The sequence below is a fragment of the Pontibacter oryzae genome (assembly GCF_003576375.1).
Taxonomy (GTDB): Bacteria; Bacteroidota; Bacteroidia; order Cytophagales; family Hymenobacteraceae; genus Pontibacter; species Pontibacter oryzae.
In genome coordinates this window covers 475,743-496,694 of sequence record NZ_QWGE01000004.1, presented here as the reverse complement: position 1 = coordinate 496,694, position 20,952 = coordinate 475,743, and the positions used below count along the sequence as shown (strand labels likewise).

At 48.0% G+C, this 20,952-nt stretch carries 17 protein-coding genes; 9 read left to right on the top strand and 8 right to left on the bottom strand.

The genetic code is table 11. The annotated features are described in order from the left end of the window. From D1627_RS14500 to D1627_RS14490, 3 genes are all read left to right on the top strand, one after another. Positions 1–615, top strand: coding sequence for an IMPACT family protein (locus tag D1627_RS14500; RefSeq protein WP_119432957.1), 615 nt, complete (start codon positions 1–3; stop codon positions 613–615). A 34-nt stretch (positions 616–649) separates the two neighbouring features. Continuing rightward, positions 650–1,780, top strand: a complete 1,131-nt coding sequence (gene corA, locus D1627_RS14495; protein WP_119432956.1) for a magnesium/cobalt transporter CorA — start codon at positions 650–652, stop codon at positions 1,778–1,780. Between the two features lie 129 nt (positions 1,781–1,909). Further along, on the top strand, positions 1,910–2,422 hold the full coding sequence (locus D1627_RS14490; protein ID WP_147383318.1) for a hypothetical protein: 513 nt from the start codon (positions 1,910–1,912) through the stop codon (positions 2,420–2,422). A 72-nt stretch (positions 2,423–2,494) separates the two neighbouring features. Here the strand turns inward: D1627_RS14490 and D1627_RS14485 are convergent, their stop codons facing one another. Next, positions 2,495–5,215 (bottom strand): hypothetical protein, encoded by a 2,721-nt coding sequence (locus tag D1627_RS14485; RefSeq protein WP_119432954.1) that lies wholly within the window; start codon positions 5,213–5,215, stop codon positions 2,495–2,497. Between the two features lie 153 nt (positions 5,216–5,368). On the opposite strand from D1627_RS14485, the gene D1627_RS14480 reads away from it, so the two are divergent. Then, positions 5,369–6,271, top strand: a complete 903-nt coding sequence (locus D1627_RS14480) for a universal stress protein (RefSeq protein WP_119432953.1) — start codon at positions 5,369–5,371, stop codon at positions 6,269–6,271. Here the strand turns inward: D1627_RS14480 and D1627_RS14475 are convergent. After that, positions 6,268–7,170 carry an ATP-grasp domain-containing protein gene (locus D1627_RS14475; protein ID WP_119432952.1) on the bottom strand — a complete coding sequence of 301 codons (903 nt, stop codon included), beginning with the start codon at positions 7,168–7,170 and terminating at the stop codon, positions 6,268–6,270. The two genes, D1627_RS14480 and D1627_RS14475, sit on opposite strands and share 4 nt — an antisense overlap. Before the next feature lie 145 nt (positions 7,171–7,315). Here D1627_RS14475 and D1627_RS14470 point away from each other — a divergent pair, with 145 nt between their 5' ends. The 3 genes from D1627_RS14470 to D1627_RS14460 all read left to right on the top strand — a co-directional run bounded on the left by D1627_RS14470 (position 7,316) and on the right by D1627_RS14460 (position 8,897). Further along, positions 7,316–7,963 (top strand): hypothetical protein, encoded by a 648-nt coding sequence (locus tag D1627_RS14470; protein ID WP_119432951.1) that lies wholly within the window; start codon positions 7,316–7,318, stop codon positions 7,961–7,963. A 146-nt stretch (positions 7,964–8,109) separates the two neighbouring features. Further along, positions 8,110–8,568, top strand: coding sequence for a D-aminoacyl-tRNA deacylase (gene dtd, locus D1627_RS14465; protein WP_119432950.1), 459 nt, complete (start codon positions 8,110–8,112; stop codon positions 8,566–8,568). A 2-nt stretch (positions 8,569–8,570) separates the two neighbouring features. Further along, a complete protein-coding gene (locus D1627_RS14460) occupies positions 8,571–8,897 on the top strand; it encodes a nucleotide pyrophosphohydrolase (RefSeq protein WP_119432949.1) in 327 nt (108 codons plus the stop codon). Between the two features lie 92 nt (positions 8,898–8,989). On the opposite strand, the gene D1627_RS14455 is transcribed toward D1627_RS14460, so the two are convergent. Both D1627_RS14455 and gcvT read right to left on the bottom strand, forming a co-directional pair. Next, complete coding sequence (locus D1627_RS14455) at positions 8,990–9,700, bottom strand: 2-phosphosulfolactate phosphatase (RefSeq protein WP_119432948.1); 711 nt, start codon at positions 9,698–9,700, stop codon at positions 8,990–8,992. Positions 9,701–9,794: 94 nt separating this feature from the next. Further along, the gene (gene gcvT, locus D1627_RS14450) at positions 9,795–10,883 is read right to left on the bottom strand and encodes a glycine cleavage system aminomethyltransferase GcvT (RefSeq protein ID WP_119432947.1); all 1,089 of its coding nucleotides are present in this window, start codon (positions 10,881–10,883) and stop codon (positions 9,795–9,797) included. 299 nt (positions 10,884–11,182) lie between these two features. Here gcvT and D1627_RS14445 point away from each other — a divergent pair, with 299 nt between their 5' ends. After that, positions 11,183–12,664 carry a sensor histidine kinase gene (locus tag D1627_RS14445; protein ID WP_119432946.1) on the top strand — a complete coding sequence of 494 codons (1,482 nt, stop codon included), beginning with the start codon at positions 11,183–11,185 and terminating at the stop codon, positions 12,662–12,664. A gap of 46 nt (positions 12,665–12,710) precedes the next feature. After that, positions 12,711–13,145, top strand: a complete 435-nt coding sequence (locus D1627_RS14440; protein ID WP_119432945.1) for a response regulator — start codon at positions 12,711–12,713, stop codon at positions 13,143–13,145. Between the two features lie 37 nt (positions 13,146–13,182). Here D1627_RS14440 and D1627_RS14435 read toward each other — a convergent pair whose 3' ends face one another. The 4 genes from D1627_RS14435 to D1627_RS14420 all read right to left on the bottom strand — a co-directional run bounded on the left by D1627_RS14435 (position 13,183) and on the right by D1627_RS14420 (position 20,936). Further along, positions 13,183–13,779: a ribonuclease HII gene (locus tag D1627_RS14435; RefSeq protein ID WP_119432944.1), complete on the bottom strand. Its 597-nt coding sequence runs from the start codon at positions 13,777–13,779 to the stop codon at positions 13,183–13,185. An 83-nt stretch (positions 13,780–13,862) separates the two neighbouring features. Next, positions 13,863–15,380: a RagB/SusD family nutrient uptake outer membrane protein gene (locus D1627_RS14430; RefSeq protein ID WP_119432943.1), complete on the bottom strand. Its 1,518-nt coding sequence runs from the start codon at positions 15,378–15,380 to the stop codon at positions 13,863–13,865. An 11-nt stretch (positions 15,381–15,391) separates the two neighbouring features. Then, the gene (locus tag D1627_RS14425) at positions 15,392–18,529 is read right to left on the bottom strand and encodes a SusC/RagA family TonB-linked outer membrane protein (RefSeq protein WP_119432942.1); all 3,138 of its coding nucleotides are present in this window, start codon (positions 18,527–18,529) and stop codon (positions 15,392–15,394) included. An 814-nt stretch (positions 18,530–19,343) separates the two neighbouring features. After that, positions 19,344–20,936: a RagB/SusD family nutrient uptake outer membrane protein gene (locus D1627_RS14420; protein WP_199688439.1), complete on the bottom strand. Its 1,593-nt coding sequence runs from the start codon at positions 20,934–20,936 to the stop codon at positions 19,344–19,346. Positions 20,937–20,952: the final 16 nt, after the last annotated feature.

Sequence of the window (20,952 nt, the reverse complement as noted above, 5' to 3'; positions counted from 1 at the left end):
ATGGAGGATACCTACAGAACTATAGAAGAACCCGCCGAAGGGCTGTACAAGGAGAAAGGAAGCAAGTTTATAGCCCTGGCTTACCCGATTTACTCCGAGGAAGAAGTGAAAGAGGTGCTGGCCGAGCTGCGCAAAAAATACTACGATGCCCGCCACCATTGCTATGCCTACATACTGGGCGCCGACCAAAGCCGCTACCGCGCCAACGATGACGGCGAGCCCAACCACTCCGCCGGCGATCCCATACTTGGGCAGATCCGCTCTGCTGGGCTGAGCAACGTGCTGGTGGTTGTGGTGCGTTACTTCGGGGGCACTAAATTGGGCGTGAGCGGCCTGATCAACGCTTACAAAGTGTCGGCGGCGGAGGCTTTGGCCAGCGCTGCCATTGTGGAGAAACACGAGACCGTGCTGCTGCAGGCCCACTACGCCTACCCGCAGATGAACGACGTGATGAGCCTGGTGAAAGACTACGACCTGCCCGTGCGCGACCAGCAGTTTGCCCTAGATTGCCGCCTCACGCTGGAGGTGCGCCGCCAACTGCAGGAGGAAATAACCCATAAACTCGAGGAAATGGAAGGCGTTAACGTGTCCATACTTGGTGAGCCCGCACCTTAGCTGCCAATCCGTTAAACCTGCTAACTTTGCCCCTATGTCTAAACGCAAGCACATGCCCAAACGCAACAAAATCCTGGAGCGCAAGGCCGGCACCAAGCCCGGCACGCTGGCTATTCCCGCCGAGGCTTTTGCACCCCGCTTTTTCCTGATGTCTTTTAACGAGCACATGTTTGAGGAAGTGGAAACGCATACTTACCAAGAGTTGCTGCATAAGGTTAGGTCGGTGCCAGACGCCCGCCATTGGATCGATATTCGGGGCTACGCCGACCAGGCTGTGCTGGAGCAGGTAATGCAAGATTTTGGCATACATGCGCTGCAGATGGAGGACGTGATCAATGATTACCAGCGGCCCAAGGTAGAGGATTTTGACCAGAACCGTTTGTTCATCATCACGCGCATGCTGCGCTGGTCGCCGGAGTTTAAAACGCTGGATGATGTGCAGCTATCGCTTTTCACCGGCCCCAATTATGTGCTCAGCCTACAAAGCGACTACGGCGATTGCCTGGACCCTCTGCGCGAGCGCATCCGTGTTGGCAAAGGTGTTATCCGGCAGCGCCCAACCATGTACATGGCCTACGCCATGCTCGATGTGGTGCTGGATTACTACTTTCCGGTGATGGCTGATATCGGCATTCATATCGAGGACCTGGAAACGCAAGTGCTGCGCGAGCCATCCAAAGCTACCCTCAGTCAGATCCTGGACCTGAAGAGCGAACTGGTAAAGCTGCGCCGCATTACCTGGCCGGAGCGCGACCTGATGAACGAACTCCTGCGCATGGACGACGAAACGATACCTGACAGCCTGAAAGTATACTTCCGCGACGCCTACGACCATGCCGTGCAACTGATAGACCTGGTGGATAACCACAAGGAAATGACCTCAAGCCTAGTGGAGCTGTACATGTCTACGGTAAGCAACCGCATGAACGAGATCATGAAAGTGCTCACCATCATTTCCAGTATTTTTATTCCATTAAGCTTTATTGTGGGCTTATATGGCATGAACTTCTCGCACCAGGACCCCGACACGGGCCACACGCTGCGCTATAACATGCCAGAGCTTTACCAGCCGTTTGCCTACCCTATTCTACTGGGCTTTATGGCCATACTTATACTTTTGCAGCTATACTTCTTTTACAAGAAAGGCTGGTTCCGGAGTTTTTAAGGGCTGGCTGTTATATATATTTAACGTAATTTGAGAGTCCTGAAACCCAATTTGTTTATATTACTCTTGTACTTTCTATTCGGCTGTAAGCAGAATAGTGATACGGCGGCTATTAATGATACGGCAGCTATGGAAGTAGTAAATCAATATGATACTTCTAAGTCCAAAGAGCTAATTAGGCTAATCTTAGCAAAGGAAGAAAAGGATTACTTCAACACAAACTGTATCGTTGAGAAAGTAATACCGATGTATGTGTTGGCTAATTCTAACGTAGCCAGAGACGTTACTGAAAAGTTAAGCATCAAGGATAATATTCATCTTAATGAGCAAATGAAGCTCTACAAACAGTTTAAATTAACTCCAGATTTAGTTCCTGATAAATCCATCCTGACCCAGCAGCACTTCCTAGAGTTTGAGAAGAAAAAGCCCTTTGGCAAATCCTCTTGGGTAATGATTGAGCCTGTCTGTGAAGATGGGTACAGCTATATCTTAAAGCCGATTTTCAATGAAGACTACACTATAGCTTATGTGCAGTTTGGCAACTTCTGCGGAAGCTACTGCGGTGGTGGGGAGATTCAGGTTTATGAATACAGGAATGGGGGATGGCATAAAGCTCGAACTATAAGTAGTTGGGTTGCATAAAGACAACAGTATGGAACGACCAATTACGGTAACCATTGAGCTGCAAGCCCAGTCGTTAGCCCGGTCAATCCACTACTCCCCTATCCGGAAGTTGATCTTCTTCAGCTGGTTTTTGAACACGCGGTATAAGGTGTAGTTGTTGGCGGTTTCGTTGTAGTATATAGTCACGGGGTGCCGGTTCTCGAAGGTTCGGTTGCCTATCAGGTTGCCCGAGGCATCGTAGAGGTATGTTTTCTGCGGGCCGGTTTCGGTGATGGTGTATACTTTGGCATCGCCCCCGAAGTGGAAGGACTGCACGATCTTAGACGCCGAGGTAACGTAGCGCTTCTCAAACACCTCCTTCAAGTCCTGGTCAAAAACAGCGACTTTGCCCTGCTCCTGGCGCACAATAATAAACGAGCGGCCATTGCTGCCTTCCGGCACCAGCTCAAACAACGCGCGTTTGCTTGGGCGCATCAGTTGTTCCTGGTTTAATACTTTGCCCTGCAGGTTAAAGGTAATCACGTTGCCATAGCGCGTTACGGCGGTTACCTGGGTGCGTTTCAGGTCTGCGCCCACTTTGGCCATTGCCCCGGAGGTAAGCGGAGATTTCAGGTTGATCGGGAAGCCCGGATAGGTGTCGCCGTTGCGGTTCAGGGCATATACGTAGCCATTCTCCAGCAGCACCAGGATCACGTCGCGGCCACCCACGCGCAGGTGCTGCGGTTCGGCGGCCAGGCGGTAATCCATGCGGCGCGGCTGCCAGCCCTGCACGGCGGCGCCCTGCATGTTGTACATATACAGGTTGCCCATGTTATCATCTACCAACAGGCGGTAATCCCCGTCTTTCTCATAATCAAACACGGCCAGGTGCTGCAGGCTCAGCGAATCGGGCACGTTAAACGGAAAATTCTCCAGCGACTGCCCCTGGTTGTTGATGGCATGGATACGATTGGCTGTGGCAAACAGGTAGGCCAGCTTTTTGTCCGGGCCATACTCTACCTGTTTCACATCGCTGCGCAAGGCGGTGCCCACGGTATCAACCCAGCCGCGTTTGCCTGCCGCCGTAATGTTGATGAGTATGTTTGCAGAGTCTTGCACAACCACTTCGCGGCTGCGATCTACGGCGTTCTGCACCGCAAATGGCCGTGTATCCAGGCGGTGATCAAAGGTAAGGTTACTCTCGCCCTCAAAAATGTTCTGCCCGGCGGTTTTGCTTTGGTCTGGCCTGCGGATGACCAGACTGGTGTAATACCGGTTTTCCACCACCGAGAACTGCAGGCTCACCTGCGAGTAGCGCTTGATGAGAGAGGCATTCTGCAGCAGGTTCTCGCGCTCCTCATCAGTAGTATAGCGGTTAAGCATATACCAGGCGTTAACGGTGTTAAAGTATAAACTAAAATTGGCTTCCTGCAGTGTTTCCTCTAAAAAAGTCTTTTGTGCGGCAGATTTGCTCCATACGTTTTCATCGGAGATATCATCCAATAAATGACGCAACGGAGCCATCTCTTCCGAGATCAACAAATAGTCATCTACCTGCACCACATAGCTCTGCTCGAAGCCTTTAAACACTTTACCGAACAACTGCTGCGGCAGCTCCGGTACGTTCAGCAGCTGGATAGTATAGCTTCCATACTTTTCCGAGAAAGGTTTTTGCTGCTTGGCCGTGGCTATTTGCTGGCTTAGTATACTGAGTAAGCGTTGCGTTTGGGCCGGGCTGGAAGTATGGGCAAGGGTAATCTTATCGGGCCGCTGGCTCACGCTGTTAGACTCGAGGTATGCAAGTGCCACTTCCTGGCTAAAGGTTTGGGCCAGGCTGTCTACGGTGGTGGCATAAGCCGATTTATTTTCTGGCTGAGGTTGCCGAAGCTGAGCGAGCTGCTGCGCTCCAAAGTGCAAAAGTATGGCCGTGCGGTTAGGCAAATAGGCTTTAACACCTAAGGGCTGCGGCTTTTTAGGTACCAGTTTGCTGTGCAAGGTATTTTTAAGAGGCTCCGGCGTGGAGAAGCCATTAATGAATATCTTATCGCGCTCCAGCTTTAGCTCCAGCATGGCGTTCTGGCAAACGGTAGCGAGGTAGCGCACCTGCGGCATCACGTCTTCTTTCAGGAAAAGGCCGAGCAAGTCAGGAAGCACGCGGTAGTTTACAAAAACATTAGCGTATACTTCGGGCTGGTTGAGGTAATTGGTGCTCTTAAAACCGGCAATGATAGATGTAGGTTTGCCTCTGCCGATACGCCGCACAATTTCTTCCACCAGAACCGGCGAATGACTTAGGATAATATTATTATGGTAAGTAAAGTAAGTAAAGCTTCTGCCATTGCGTTTGTTGGTGATATCGGTAAGCAGCACGCCCTGGTACTCCCTGGATTCCTCCTCAAAAACATCGCTTTTATTAATATTTTCTGTGAGTGTGCGCAGAAAACGGTGTTCGCCTACTGAGGCCACGGGCACGTAAAACACAAAAGCCACCTCGGTTTTACCAGCCACGTGCAGGGAGGTAAGTATCTCTTTCTCGTCCAGGAAACGGGTCAGGCGCTCATTACCCGGCGAGATGCTGTCGAGGTAGGCCATGTCTTCCTCGAAGCGCTGCGCAAAGGATAGCAGCGAGAAGCTCTGCCAAAGCTCAGTTTCGCGCAGGTGCTCCATTAAAGCCTGGTGGTTATTTGTCTCCAGCACCAGCGCGGCATCCTCGGGTACTAACGCCCATAGGTCTACCTTCTCCCTGGAGTCCTTCCAGCGGTTAAAACCATAGAAGGCCAGCGAGGCAAGTATAACAAAGCCGATGAAGAAGAATACGATGCGTTTTGGCATGGCAAGCGTTTTCGAGCTACAAAACTAATGTAATTTTTTGAACTTCATGGAGCGCCCCCTCATACTTAAACAAGCGCCTAGCCTTGCAGTGCCGAGGCATAACTCCTTTTTTACCACAGCACGTATACTACATGCAACCCCAGACACGACAACATGTTTAGAATACTGATACCCGTAGACCTGACCGAAAGCTCCGCCAACGCCTGTGATTACGCCCTGCGAATGGCAGCTGCCACCCCAGAAACCGAGATACTGCTCCTGCACTGCTTCAGCGATTACCTGCTTCAACCCGAGCTCGATGACCCTTTTTCCGACACAGGCCGCAGCCCCTTAAGCCCCGGCTCCGAGGAGATTACAGACCGTGTACTGCACCGCAACCAAACCGAGGAACATGACAAGCTGAACGAGCTCTTCGAAAAGGTGCAGGCTAGCGCCAGAACCCACGGCCAGCACGTGCACCTGAAACGCGCCTTCATAAACGGCATGCCCGAAGACGTGATCCCGGAGGAGATCGCCCGCTTTAAACCGGACCTGCTGTTGATGGGCACCAAGGGAGAGGACAATGTCGCACGCTCGTTTTTCGGGACCATCACCACCAAGATGGTAGAGGATGCCAAAGTTCCGCTGCTCACCGTGCCGGAAGCTTACCAAGGCCGTAACCTGCAGCGCATACTTTTCGCCACCGATTTCCAGAAAACAGACGCCCAGGCCATCCGGCAGTTGCAGCAACTTTTGCAGGCTTTCCGGCCAAGTATACTTTGCGCGCACATTGGCTCAGCTACCGATGCCGAGAAGGACACTCAGAAACTGGCTGTGCTGGAGGATAAGCTCGGGAAAGAACTGCCTGGCTATACCTTAAAGTTTGCCCTGCTCCCAGGCGATGACGTGGCAGATACCCTTCAGAAATTTATGGCCCAGCAGCAGGCAGACCTTGTAGCCGTAAACAGCCAGCAACGTTCGCTACTGGCAAGCCTTTTCCATAATAGCCTTAGCAAGAAACTGGTTTTAGAGGCGCAGGTGCCTGTGTTGGTGTTCCATGGCCAGCAGGAGGCTTAACTCATACTTTCGGCTGGTTGCTGTAGTTGCTCCGACAGGGCCTCGTAGTAGCGTTCAAAAGCGCCCTCGCTGGTTGCCATAAACAGGAACGGCTCAATCAGCTCCAGCTCCATCAATACCAGTTCGCCGTTTTGCTCCACGCCATCTACACGGGCGTACAAGCAGTTTTCTGCATACTTGTCAACTATGTTGTGGGCGGCCTCCAGCAGGGCTGCAGGTGGTTCCGGGGTATGCACCGTGCCGCCAAAAAAGTGCTGCACCCTGAAGTCGCCGGGCTTGGCGGTTTTTAGTACTGTGTGGCTATGCTCGCCGTTAAAGAATAAGAACGACCACTCGCCTTTTTCTTGAACCTCGGGTACGAACGGCTGCGCCAGGAAACTCTCGTGCTGTAGCAGTCTGTTTATACTTGCGGCTTCGGATTCGGCCTCGCGGCGAGTTAAGGCAAAAGTGTTTTTCGCGCCACCGCTCACGGCTGGCTTTATAATTATTCTATCTGATTGTAGCGTGGCAAAAACTTCTTCCACATTAAGCAGCGAGTTTTGCGCCAGCCACACCGTAGGCACTACCTTCACGCCCTGCTCCTGCATTTCGATCAGGTACTTTTTATTGGTGTTCCAGCGCACTGTGTTTATTGGATTCAGGACGCGCACCTGCAACTTTTCTAGGTGGTTAAGCCAGGCATAAAAGGCATCGATTTTATCGAAGTAATCCCAGGGAGATTTAAGCAGCACCAAGTCATACTTTGCCCAGTCTACGGTAGGGTCGTCCCAGATTTCGAGCGAAATATTTAACCCTTTTTCTTTCAACAAATCGAATAATTTGCTGTTTTCCTCTTCAGAGAAGCTGCTGTAACTGCCGGCACTTTTATATGTGATGAGCGCTATTTGCTGTGTTTCCATTTTTTACCATCTTTGCTGCCAAATTATACTATATCCCGGGCCAAAACAAACCATTGTCGGTTGTTTATGTTATAACTTTTGGGCGGTTAACCCTCGTATGTAAGTATAATTTGATTCTGCACTTTTTTTATATATACCGTTTACCATGTTTTACCGCCTAAGCAACAGTATACGCCAGAAGTATAGCCTTACATTACGGTTGCTCGTGCTGCTGTTGCTTGTTCATACCATTGCCTCGGCCTGCTCCACGGACAGCTCTGCCGATGAGGAAGCCGACAGGATGCAACAGCGCCGCAGCAGTGCCCAGCCCGATACTTTATCGGCGGTGCGCTCCCTGGAGCGCGCTACAGTTAGCCTGCTCAGCAATCCTTTTTTTGCCAGCTACCAGCAAAGCAATACCCTAAGCGCATACTTCGACAGGATCAACGCAGACTTTACGCTGGACGCCGACCCGATTGAAAACCTACACTCGCCAACTATCAGCGACACGATCTATACTATCCGCTTCGGGAGTTCTATGATGGAGCTTTATGCCCCGAGCCAAACCGGTGATCTACTGCTCCAAACCGCCGATATACTTACCCCAGACATTACGCTGCGCCACAACCTGCGTGTGGGCATGAGCCAGGCTGAGCTTGTAACACGACTGAAAACGCATGCCCGCGATGTTAAAATTACGCAGGCCCCGAACGAAATTGTAGCCTCTAACCGAGAGGGTGCGCCCACCACGCTGCACTTTTACCTGCAAAAAGGCAAGGTACACCGCATTAAGTATGATGGCTACGTGGATTAACGCTTCGTAACTGTTAAGGTACTTATTACCCTCGTGCGGAGTAAGCCAAAGTATACATGCTGGTAGTTTAGCATTCTGGATTGTTGGCGCCTGCACTTTTACAAATCTTACCCTACCTTTGCCCCGAACCAAAAGTATAGCACATTATGCGTATCGTGATTCAGCGGGTAACAGAGGCATCCGTAACAATTGATGGAAGTATAAAAGGGCAGATTGGGCTGGGCCTGCTGCTGCTGGCAGGTTTTACCGCCGATGACACGGATGATGACCTTAAGTGGATGGCAGGCAAAGTGGCTGGCCTGCGCATCTTCTCCGATGCCGATGACAAAATGAACCTAAGTATAAAAGATGTGGATGGCGATGCCTTGGTCATCAGCCAGTTCACGCTATACGCTAGCACTAAAAAAGGCAACCGCCCTTCATACATCAACGCCGCCCCTCCTGCTGTTTCTATTCCTTTGTATGAGCGTTTTGTGAAACTGTTGGAGCAGGCACTGGGCAAAGCCGTGCAAACCGGAGAATTTGGTGCCGACATGAAAGTATCGCTGCTCAACGATGGCCCGGTTACGATTGTAATGGATACGAAACAGAAAGACCTATTCTAGCCATGACTATAGCCGAAGCACAAGCCATCGTAGACAAGTGGATCAACGAAAACGGGGTTCGCTATTTTAGCGAGTTAACCAATATGGCTATACTTACTGAGGAAGTCGGTGAAGTGGCCCGCATCATCTCCAGGCAGTATGGGGAGCAGTCGTTTAAGAAAAGCGATGAAGGCAAGCAACTCAGCGACGAGCTGGCAGACGTGCTTTTCGTGCTGATCTGCCTTGCCAACCAAACCGGCATCGACCTCACCGAAGCCCTCCGCAAAAACCTCGATAAAAAAACCTCCCGCGACAGCGAAAGGCATAAGCAGAATGAGAAACTGAAGTAAGTTAGAAAGTTGGGAAGGTAGAAGGTTATAAAGTCATAATTAAAACAACTTTCTAACTTCCCAACTTTCTAACTTCCCAACTTTCTAACCTTCTAACTCTTCAGGTCTACCAACCTATCCTTACGCCAAACAGGCAAGGTGGTGTAGGCGTCGTGGCGGAGGCAGAACTCAATGTCTTTATGGATTTCGAGGTGCTCCAAGCGGCGCACGTGCGAGGATTGCCGCAGGAAATTGAGCAGATCGGCTTTGGCAGTTTGGTATAAGTATAAAGCTGCCAGGGTGCTGTCGTTTTCAGATGAGAACTTACCTTGCAGACGTTCTACCAGAGCTCCGGCGAAAAGCGTATCCTCCAAGTTAAACTGCCCTTTCCAGCCGGCGCAAACAATAAGCACGTCCAGGCCCAGGCTTTCAAGATGGTCTGCCACGGCCTGCAGGTTCAGGAAAGCGCCCACTACAATTTCAGAGGCCGCCTCAGACATACGGATGGCCCGCGTGCCGTTAGTGGTTGTTATGGCAATTTCGCGGCCTTTAACCTTCCCATCCATGTAGCCAAAAGGCGAGTTGCCCAAATCGAAGCCTTCAGCTTTAATACCGTTACGCTCCGCGGCAGTCAGGCAGCCGTTAACGGCAAAATTGCGGCACTCTTCCAGGTCCATGACCGGGTAAATGGTGGCAGCGCCTTCCGCAAAAGCGGTAACCATGGTTGAGGTAGCCCGCAGAATATCCACAGCCACCACGGCTTTCCCCTTCAGGTCATATAAGTGCAGCAGCTCCGGGCTGAAGCACACATCTATACTTGGCATAACTGGTAGTTGATTGTTAAATTGTTGATTGCCAGTTATCATCATTGCCCTGTTATGCGAACAACAAGCAACAACCAGCAATCAACAAGCAATATTACTTTTTATAGATCGGCAGCTTTACCACCTCGGCTTTTAGGTCTTTGTTTCGGATGCGTATATAGATCTCGGAGCCGGCTTTGCTATAGTCTTTGGCTACGTAGCCCATTCCGATGCCCTTGCCCATAGATGGCGACATGGTGCCGGATGTAACCTCACCGATCTTCTCTCCCTCGGCGTTCACGATCTCGTAATGCGCCCGCGGAATGGCTTTCTCCAACATCTCGAAGCCTACCAGCTTGCGGCTCACGCCCTGCTCCTTTTGCGCTTTCAGGTTTGCGGCGTTTGTAAAGTCTTTGTCGAACTTTGTTATCCAGCCCAGGCCAGCCTCAATCGGGGAAGTAGTGTCGTTGATATCGTTTCCGTAGAGGCAGAAGCCCATTTCCAGGCGCAGCGTATCGCGGGCGCCCAGGCCAATTGGTTTAATACCGAACGGCTGGCCGGCCTCCATAATCGCATCGAACACCTTCTTGGCATCCTCGTTCTTCACGTAAATCTCAAAGCCGCCAGAGCCTGTGTAGCCTGTAGCCGACACGATAACGTCCTGCACGCCGGCAAACTCGCCTTTATCAAAGGTATAATATACCATGTTCGGCAGGTCGATTTTAGTAAGCGATTGCAACGCCTCCGCAGTCTTGGGGCCCTGCACGGCAAACAGCGACATTTCATCAGAGATGTTCTCCATCTCCACGCCTTCGGTGTTATACTTGCTGATCCAGTTCCAGTCTTTATCGATGTTGGAAGCGTTAACAACCAGCATGTATTCTTCTTCGTCCATGCGGTACACCAGCAGGTCATCCACAATGCCGCCGTTCTCGTTCGGCAGGCAAGAGTACTGCACTTTGCCGTCTGCTAGCTTAGAGGCATCGTTAGAAGTTACACGCTGGATCAGGTCAAGCGCTTTTGGCCCGCGCAACATAAACTCGCCCATGTGCGATACATCAAAAATACCCACAGCCTCGCGTACTGTTTTATGCTCTTCGATATCTGATGAGTAGCGCACAGGCATGTTATAACCGGCAAAAGGTACCATTTTAGCACCCAGAGCTTCGTGCACATCGTTTAAAGCTATTTTCTTTAGTTCCATGTAGGTCTTTGTCTTCTAAGTATAAAAGCAAAAATAAGTAATTTTAAACCGCTTCTGAAATAATTTCCCTGTGTAGCTGCTACGCGCCAATGTGTTTAATGTATAACAAAAACACTATACTTGCGTAAACCCAAACCAAATAGCCAAAGAACGTATATGCTTACCCAATTTTATACTTTGCAGCATCGCAAAGCCTCTGCTCATACTTTCCGGAGTACCTTTTTTAAGCTCACTGGCGCGTAGTTTGCTCTAGCACCTGCCACCGCACCTACTCCATTTTTTAGCCAGACATTCGCCCCATGAAACTTTCTGTAAAACTCTTTGCCGGTTTCGTCCTGATTTCGGTACTATTTACGGCTGTGGCTATTGTAAACTTCCGCCTTTCAGAGGCTGTGGTCGAGAATACGCAATGGGTATCGCGTTCCCAGATCGTGGTGCGTAACTCGGCCGCTTTGCAGCGTAACATCATTGATATGGAGACAGGTTTGCGCGGTTACCTGCTCAACGGCAACGAAACTTTCCTGCTGCCATACTTGCAGGCGAAGGACCAACTGCCGGGCCTGATCCAAGAAACTAAAACGTTCGTTTCCTCCTCCCCCGACCAAACCCGCAACATAAACGATATTGTTGCCCTGCAACAACGTTTTATGCACAACTATGCAGAGCCACTAATTCAGCTAAAGCGGGAGGATGTTACCAACACCACGAGCGATGCTTTCGAAACGAGGCTGGACGAACTGATTATGGGGGAAAAGATCATCATCGACTCTATCCGGACGGCTTTTAAGGAATTTAACGCCTACGAGTATAAAGTGCGTGAGGAGCGCCGGGAGCGCCTCAACAAAAGTATAAACAACACCCGCCAGCTATCTACCATACTTACCATACTTTCGGTTTTGTTGGGCCTGAGCTGGGCCTATTACATTACGCGCCTCATCTCGAACCGCATCATTAAAATGGTGACGCTGGCCGACCAGGTATCCAGGGGTGATTATAAAACCCGGATAATTGACACTAGCAATGATGAATTAAGCCAACTCTCGCACTCGCTTAACCGTATGTCTACCACCATCGATGAGACGTTTACCGAGCTGGACGCTAAAAACCGGGAGCTTGATCAGTTTGCCTACGTAGTATCGCATGACCTGAAAGCGCCCTTGCGTGGTATTGAAGTGGCCTCGAGGTGGGTGGAAGAAGACATGGGTGGGCAGTTACCCGCTCATGTGCAGGAGTACCTGATGATGATGCGCGTGCGCGTGCACCGCATGGAAAACCTGATTAATGGCATCCTGGCGCTGGCACGCATCGGGCGCACCAGTCAGGCTGAGGAGGAAGTGGATGTGAACCAGCTGCTTGTGGAAGTTGTGGATATGCTATCGGTGCCCAAAAACTTTAAAATCGATACGCAGGCCCACTTACCAACACTACATACTGTGCGTATACAGCTGCAGCAGGTTTTCAGCAACCTGATTAGTAATGCGATTAAATACCATGATAAGGAGACAGGCCTTATTGCTGTTCGGCACCACGAGACCGAGAACTTTCATGTTTTTTCAGTCTCAGACGATGGCCCAGGCATTGACCCGGCCTATCATGAGCGCATCTTTGTCATCTTTCAGACACTGCAAGAGCGGGATGCCATGGAGAGCACTGGCGTGGGTTTGACAATAGTCAAGAAAATCGTGGAGTGGCAGGGAGGCTCCATTTGGGTTGCCTCCGAACCAGGCAAAGGCTCAACCTTTACCTTTACCTGGCCTAAAGAGCCCCGTGGGGATCAATAATTTTTTTAGTAATTTTGTTTTCTAAGACTAGTAGTACCCAGATATAATGAGCCAAAAAGAAGTAAACATCCTATTAGTTGAAGACGACTATCTGGATACCATGAATGTGGAGCGTGAACTGAAGAAGATTGGTATTACGCATCCCATCTTTGAAGCTCGAAACGGGCGCGAAGCCCTGAACATGCTCCGCGGCGAGGGTGTTCCTAAAATATCTCCGGCACCAAGCGTTATACTTCTGGATATAAACATGCCAAAAATGAATGGTTTGGAGTTTTTGGAAGAGCTGCGCCGCGAGCCGGAGTTCAGCCATATTCCGGTGTTTATCATGACTACTTCTAACGAAGAGACAGACCGCATGGCAGCCCAGCGCCTGAATGTATCCGGCTACATCGTAAAGCCGCTCACCTTCGACAGCTTCGAGCACAGCCACTCTTCTATCGATAGCTTTAGCCTTTTCCTTGACCTGATCAAGCTAAAATAATATCTTCAACTTTCTTTGGCCCCGGTTGCGTTGCTTGTTAAAACAACTCTGTTTGCCGGGGCAGCAAGGTGAACGATTGCCTGTGATGCACTGTGGCCCCATACACTGCAATCCCCTCGCGGTGCTGCTTGGTAGGGTAACCTGCATTTTTCTCCCAATAATACTGATTGTGCTCCTTAGCTAGTTGGCACATTAGATCATCTCTGTAAGTTTTGGCAAGCACCGAAGCAGCCGCGATAGATAAATATGTGGCATCTCCCTTTACAATACAGCTAAACGGCAACTCCTGATACGGCTTAAAGCGGTTGCCATCCACCAGCAAATACTCTGGCTGCACCTCTAGCTTTTGCACGGCCCGGTGCATGGCCAGGTACGTTGCGTTAAGTATGTTTACCTGATCTATTTCCTGCGGTGTGGCTTCTCCGATGGCCCATGCCACCGCATCCTGCTTAATAATGTTCCGCAGCTGCTCACGTATTTTGCGGGTAAGCTTTTTGGAGTCGTTTAGTAGCGGGTGCCGGTAATTGTTAGGGAGTATAACTGCGGCTGCCACCACTGGCCCTGCCAGGCATCCACGGCCTACCTCATCTACCCCCGCCTCAAGCGTATAGCCACTATGGTTTTGTAATAGCATTTAAGTATAAGTATAGCTGCAAGTATAAAAAGAAAAGCCCACCGGCCAAAGGCTGGTGGGCTTGAAGCAGTTTAATATAACTTCTATAATGGGTTCTGAACCATGCCAGGGTTTTTGTTGGCGTTAAGCTCATCCTGAGGGATTAGCCACTGCCACTGCTTATCACCGGCAGGAATCTGGAACAGGTCTGAAGTCAGCGTTGAAGAGTGGTTTGCACCTGTTCTATCCAGTGCTGAGTTCGTACGCTTCAGGTCCAGGAAACGGAAACCTTCGCCCCAAAGCTCTATGCGGCGCTGGATCATGATCTCGTCAATAAGTGCCTGGCCGGTTAGTGCTGTTGGCACATACGCTGCGTCACGTGCCTTCATCAATTCCGTTAGTACAAGCATTGCTTCCACATCTTTCCCCTGTCTGGCAAGTGCTTCTGCCTCTATCAGGTACATCTCTGCTGCACGCATGTAAGGCACATCGCCAATACTGCTTGCGTTGCCATCGGCCTGGAACTTCCTGTTCATGTATGCCTTAGCCGAGAAGTTTGATGGAATGATATAACCGTTCACATCATAACCCACTGTCTTGTTATCCCCGTCTTTAACGGCTGTAGGCGTTGGGTCCCACATCTGCTTACGCACATCGGTATCAGAAATTTTAGCATAAAGCTTGCTATTGATTGCTTTAGGGTTTGATCTGATGTTTGTTGAGCTAAAGTTCAACGACATGTAAGCAAAGAAAGAAGCAAAATACGTTGTCTGGTCTGCTATTTGTGCGCTTCCCCACATCCATTCAGGGTTTGACACATCGTTAAAGCCGCCCAGATAAGCTGACTCTGACATTAATGGATAGCTTTCTCTTGCAGTGTGCGCGAACTGTGCTGCAGCAGCCCAATCTTGCATCGTAAGTGCCACACGAGCCTTAAGGCCTTCTACAACCTCTGCATTGAAGTGCGACTTTGCGTTGCGGCTATCTGTCAGAAGGTTTAGGGCTTCTGTTAAATCAGCATTAACCTGAGCGTAAACCTCTTCTACTGATGCGCGTGGTTGTCCCTCAACAGTGTTCACTGTTAATACAGGAACTCCTAGCTGATCATTGCTACCTTTAGATTTGTCATAACGCTCAGCGAACAGCTGCACCAGTTGATGATGCGCCCATCCACGATAAGCTAAAGCCTGTCCTTTAATTGCTTTTTTATCAGCATCCGGGCCTTCTGCGTTATCGATGTTATTGATGATCATGTTTGCATTGGCAATGATCTTATAGTAAAAGCGATACACAAACCGTACGTCACCAGCATTTGCGTTTCTGTGAATCAACCATTTGTACATGCTGTTAAACCAGCCATTGCCGGCAGCAGTCATTACAAGGTCCTCGCCAAGCATATCGCTCATGATCATCACACCCCCTTGCCCTGGCTGGCCCTGGCTATCATATCGCACAAACATAGTTCTATGTATACCGTTGATAGCTGCCCAGGCATTTTTGGTAGTTGAGAAAACTGCAGCTTCAGATACGGCATCTGTAGGCTGTGCATCTAGAAAGTCTTTCTCGCAGGAGGAAAATAACAGCATAGCTGCTGCAAGCGAACTATATATTAATTTTTTCATGATTATCAGAATTAAAGGGTAACATTCAGGCCAAGGGTGTAAACACGCGCAGGAGCATACACGTTGGAAGTTACGCCTGTGTAACTTTGGTTAACGTTCATACCTTTTCTCTTAGAGAAAAGAGCCAGGTTTTCGCCTGAGGCAAATACGCTTAAGCGCTGTACAAACAGTTTTGAACTTAGGTTTTCAGGTAAGTTGTAAGACATATTCACAGACCTGATATTCAAGTATGATGCATCGATCAACCAACGGTCTGAGGCTGCATTATAATGGCCAGCCGCAACAAGGTCCATGCGTGGCACATCAGTTACATCACCTGGCTTCTGCCAACGGTTCAGTATGTCTTTATGCAATGCGCCTCCTTCAGTTCCTGCATCCATCAAACCTGCATAAGCTGCATCATATACTTTGCCACCAACCTGATAAGTTAATAGAACTGAAAGCGACAAGTCTTTGTAAGAGAATGTGTTTGTGATACCTCCCGAGAAATCAGGGATGGCTGTGCCAGCGTAGTGGTACTTTGCGTTATTAGCCGAAGTAGTTACGGTATCGCCGTTTAGCACATAAGTGTTTGACTCATCAAATGTCTCGGCTCTGTATACTCCATTACCAGTCGCAGGGTCTACGCCATACCAATCGCGTAACCAGTAGTCATAGATAGACTGACCTTCTTTGACTTTTTTAGTACCGTTGATGATCTCAGGAGATTTCTCTGGCAGTTTAGTAAACTGGTTTTTATACTTAGTCCAGTTCAGGTCTAATGTCCAGTTAAAGTCAGTGCCTTTTATTACATCAGCCACAGCATGTAGCTCCACGCCTCTGTTATAAAGCGTTCCAACATTCTCAAATCTAGTAAGTACACCGCTAGACAAAGGAAGAGGAACCTCAAAAAGAAGGTTTTCAGATATTCTGTTAAAGTACTCTACGCTACCATTAAACCTTCCAAAGATGTTAAAGTCAACACCAACGTCAAAGGTATTGTTAGACTCCCATTGCAGCTCATTGCTTGCCAAAGAGGCTTGCAAGAAACCTGGCTCCAGGGCATTGTTATAACCCAGGTCATACAGGGCCTGATAACCATAGTATGTACCTATCGCATCATTACCAACTTCACCATATGATGCTCTTACTTTTAACATATCTACCCAGTCTGGCAACGACAGGAAATCTTCCCTATCTAAGCGCCAAGATGCACCTACTGACCAGAAGTCTCCCCAACGTACATCCTCAAAGAACCTGGATGAGCCATCGCGTCTGTATGAGCTGGAGAAAGTATACTTATCATCAAAGGTGTAGTTTAACCTTGAGAAATAACCTTCTGTCCTATACTCTCTGGTATAAGAGTCTAAGCTATTTGTTGTCGTAAAGTTTCCGAGTTCTGTATTGCCTTCTGCTATTACTTCCTGGCGCATACCATATAGGTAATTATATTCCAGGTTATAGTTCTCGTGGCCTACCAACACCTCAACATAATGCTTGTCGAAAGACTTGGCATAGTTAAGTAACTGGTTTACGTTGTAGCTTGTAGTTGTTGTATTAGTGCGGCTTGCTCTACCTGCAGGGGCACCATCACCAACCTGGTTGTTGTCATACTCCGAAGCTCTGTAATTAGAAATATCCACGCTCAGGTTTGTAGTGAATTTGAAATCCTTAAGGAATTTGATTTCACCATACGTACGGGCACTCAGCGCATTTCTTCTGAAGAGGTTATCATTCAGCATTGTTTCAGCAACCACATGGCGGCCTACGCTTGCATCACTACCTCTGGATGGCAAGCCAAGCGAAGAAAGGTTACCGTAGTCGAAGATTCTGTCTCCTTTATCATCAAGCAGGTAAGCACCTGTTGTTGGGTCATGGGCATATACAGGATAGATTGGGCCAATATTGCGAGCAAAGAAGAATGGGTTCACATAGCTGCTGCTTCCGCTTGCATTCGCTTGCTCAGACTCAGTCATGGTACCAGAGATATTCAAACCAGTTTTCAGCCAATCCGTAGTTTGCGAGTTGATATTAACACGACCTGTGATGCGCTCGTAGTCAGACTTAATCACAAAGCCTTTCTCGTTCAGGTATCCTAACGACACGTAATAATCACTCTTATCATTGCCACCACTGTAGTTAAGCGCATAGTCCGAGCGGCTACCATTACGGGTAATTGGATCAAACCAATCCAGGTCATCCTCATAAAGTAGTCTGGCATCTGGGTTTATTTTGCCATCTGTACCTACGATTTCATTATCAGGCACATTAAATGGGTTATAACCTAGCAGGCCTTTCACCTCATTCGTAGCTCTTTGATTGGCTGCAGCGTCGTCTTTGCCACCGCTAATTGCGTTTCTTCTCGCTTCCCAAACTAGCGGATAGTATTCATAAGCATTTACACGCTCATATTCTGGTATGGCTCTTTCTGAAAAACCTTGAGATACTTTTACATTAATTTGTGAGCGGCCGGATTTACCTTTTTTGGTAGTAATCATTATTACACCGTTTGCGGCGCGTGCACCGTAAAGAGCAGACGATGAAGCGTCTTTAAGGATAGAGATGTTGTCTATATCATCTGTGCTAATGTTGGATATGCTACCAGAGTATGGCACACCATCTACTACATAAAGCGGGTCGTTAGAAGATGAGTAAGAACCGATACCACGGATACGAATGTCTGGCTCAGCACCTGGCTGGCCGCTGGAAGTATTCGTTTGCACACCGGCTGCCTGGCCAGCAATGGCATTTACCACATTTGTAACAGGTCTGTTAGCTATCTTTTCTGTCTTGATCTGAGATGCTGAACCAGTAAACGAACCTTTATCTGCTGTACCGTAAGCGATAACAACAACTTCTTCAAGCTGCTTATCATCAATGCTTAACGAAATATTCAGTGATTGTGCATTTCCTACTTCGCGCTCTACTGTCTGGTACCCTATAAAGCGAAATACCAACTTTGAATTAGCAGCTGGCACGTTGATCGTGTATGAACCATCTGTATTTGTAGTAGTACCTATCGAGGTACCCTTCACAATTACAGCCACTCCCGGCAGCGCTTGCGAAGTTTTTTGATCTGTAACCTTTCCAGTTACAGTTTTGCTTTGGGCATAAGCATGCTGCAGCAGCGTAAGCACCATTACAAAACTCAGTAGTAAAAGTCTTCTCATTGTTAGATTAAAGTTTAAGGTAGAAATTTGTTAATTGTTTGTATTGTTTAAATAGTGTTTTCAAAAATAGGCAAGGCTACGCCATAAACACTATTTTGTGAGTTTCTTTAAAAAATCATATTAAAGTTCAAATGCCTAGTACTAACGCGCCATAAGGAGCTAGCGGAGGTGATAATTTAAGCGATACGGCTCAGATTCATACTGAATCACATCGTATCAAAAGCCCCTGAAAAACCTTCTTCAAAGAAATCAGAAATTATACTTTTCTAATCTAAGGGCCAACAGCTCTTTGTCGTTAGTTTCCAATAATATGCATCGGTACTTAATTATGCAAGCTGTGTTACGAATTATTTAATAAACTGAGCTTCATAACAGCTAGAGAGCATACCGCTTATACCGCTAAATACACTATATCTACCTCTAACATTTACAATGCACAAACATCTGAAAATCAATTACTTTAAATACACAGATCGAGCTATTATACTATCCTTTGACACTCTGATTATTATAGGCGAAAAAAAATTACGCCGAGCACACAACATGTTATAACACTGACACTTAATCAGTTGATTATACATCTGTATAGAAGACCTCATTTACGATATATGATTTAAAAATTAATTTGACTAAAAGAAGATAGTTAGGGCTCTGTTAGAATAAACAGAAATGCAGATCACGAATTCTGCTACAGTTAGCCTGGTATGCAAAATGGACTTAAGCTATTTTCACAGGTTAAATTTTAATTCATAAAAAAAGCCCACCGGCCAAAGGCTGGTGGGCTTTTTCTATGAATTGTAAGAATTAAGTCAAACTAGTATCCAGGGTTTTGCTGTTGCGCAAGCACTGGATTAGAGTTAATCTCTGAAAGTGGTATTGGCCAAATGAAGCGAAAATCTTCATAAGGAATTGCCGGAAGTGCAACTGCAGCGCTTCTAACACTACCACTAGCAGCCACAAAATCTTCACGCTTTAGGTTGGCAGATGCTACTTTGGCCGGTATTCCTGCAGGACCATACTTTCCTTCTTTAGCTAAACGGTGAATATCTTTCCAGCGGAGCCCCTCGCCCAGGAACTCTATACGACGCTCATTAATGATAGCCTGAATTAGAGCATCTTGATTTAACAAGGAAGACAATGAATAAGTTTGTCCAGTAGATCTACCTCTAACTGCATTAAGAAGCGAGAGCGCTCTTGTGCTCATTGGGTTCAATCTAGCTTCTGCCTCTGCTACATTCAGCAGCACCTCAGCATAACGCATAATCGGAGACCAATCAGACTGTGTTGCTGCATCTCTATATTTATTAGAGTAGATTGCCCTTGCTGTACTAACCGTGATATTACGGCGAGTATCGTCGGCTGGCCAGAAAGAAGCATTCCAGATAATAGGGCTAATAGAAACCAGCGCACGTCCACCTGTTCCGGCATTATACATCTGGCCTAATGAGCCATTTACACTGGCATTGTCATTAGAGGTATTTTCAAAAGAGAAAATAGACTCCGTATTGGTTGAATTATTAGCGAAAGGGGTTTCAGGAGAAGCTGTAAGCTTATAATTTCCGATAGGACTTGTATAAGAGTCAACACCCGAAATTAGTTTGTTACCCTCCGTTACTACACCCGCCCAATCTCGCATGTGCAGTTTGACTCTCGTTTTAAGTGCAATGGCTGCACCTTTAGTAGCTCTTGAAATTTGCTTAGTGCGTGTTGCAGGCAAGAACTCCTCAGCATAGTTTAGGTCTTCTAGCAACTTAGCATATGCATCCTTCACAGAGTCTCTACCTTGTTTTCGGGCTTCTTCTACTCGAGCAGGAGTATTTACAGGTAAGGTTCTGTAAGGTACACCCATATGCGATGCATCAGCTGTATGGTTATATGGGCGCGCAAAGTGCACTAACAGCTCGTGGTGAGATAAAGCACGCAGAAAGCGGGCCTCACCAATGTAGGCATTACCTACCTCGGCTGTTATCAAACCATCGGCTACAGCTTTCTCAACACCTTCTATAACGATATTTGCCTTGTTTACTACAGCATACAGAGTTTCAAAGTGATACACGTTATTAGCCGTTGCAGCATTGTAGGAAGACCCATAAGTAATGGCATAGAAGGCTTCTAGGTTTAACATGTCTTCACCTCGGACATCACCTTGCTCTACGTGAGCGGCTCCAAACGGATAACCGCGTACAGCAGTACCAGCATAGAACCCACTTTGAGCGGCATCATAAACACCTGCAACAGCGAGTTCGATACGCTCCGGTTTTGTAAATGCGCTTTCTTCGGTAAGTCGATCGTAAGGGGCAAGTTCTGTTACCTCTTTGTCGCAAGAAGTCAGCACCAGCGAAAAGCAAACCGTTGGGGCTAAAAGCGCTAACTTCAGTTTATTTTTTATAAATGATTTATTCTTCATTATCGAGAAATTTAAT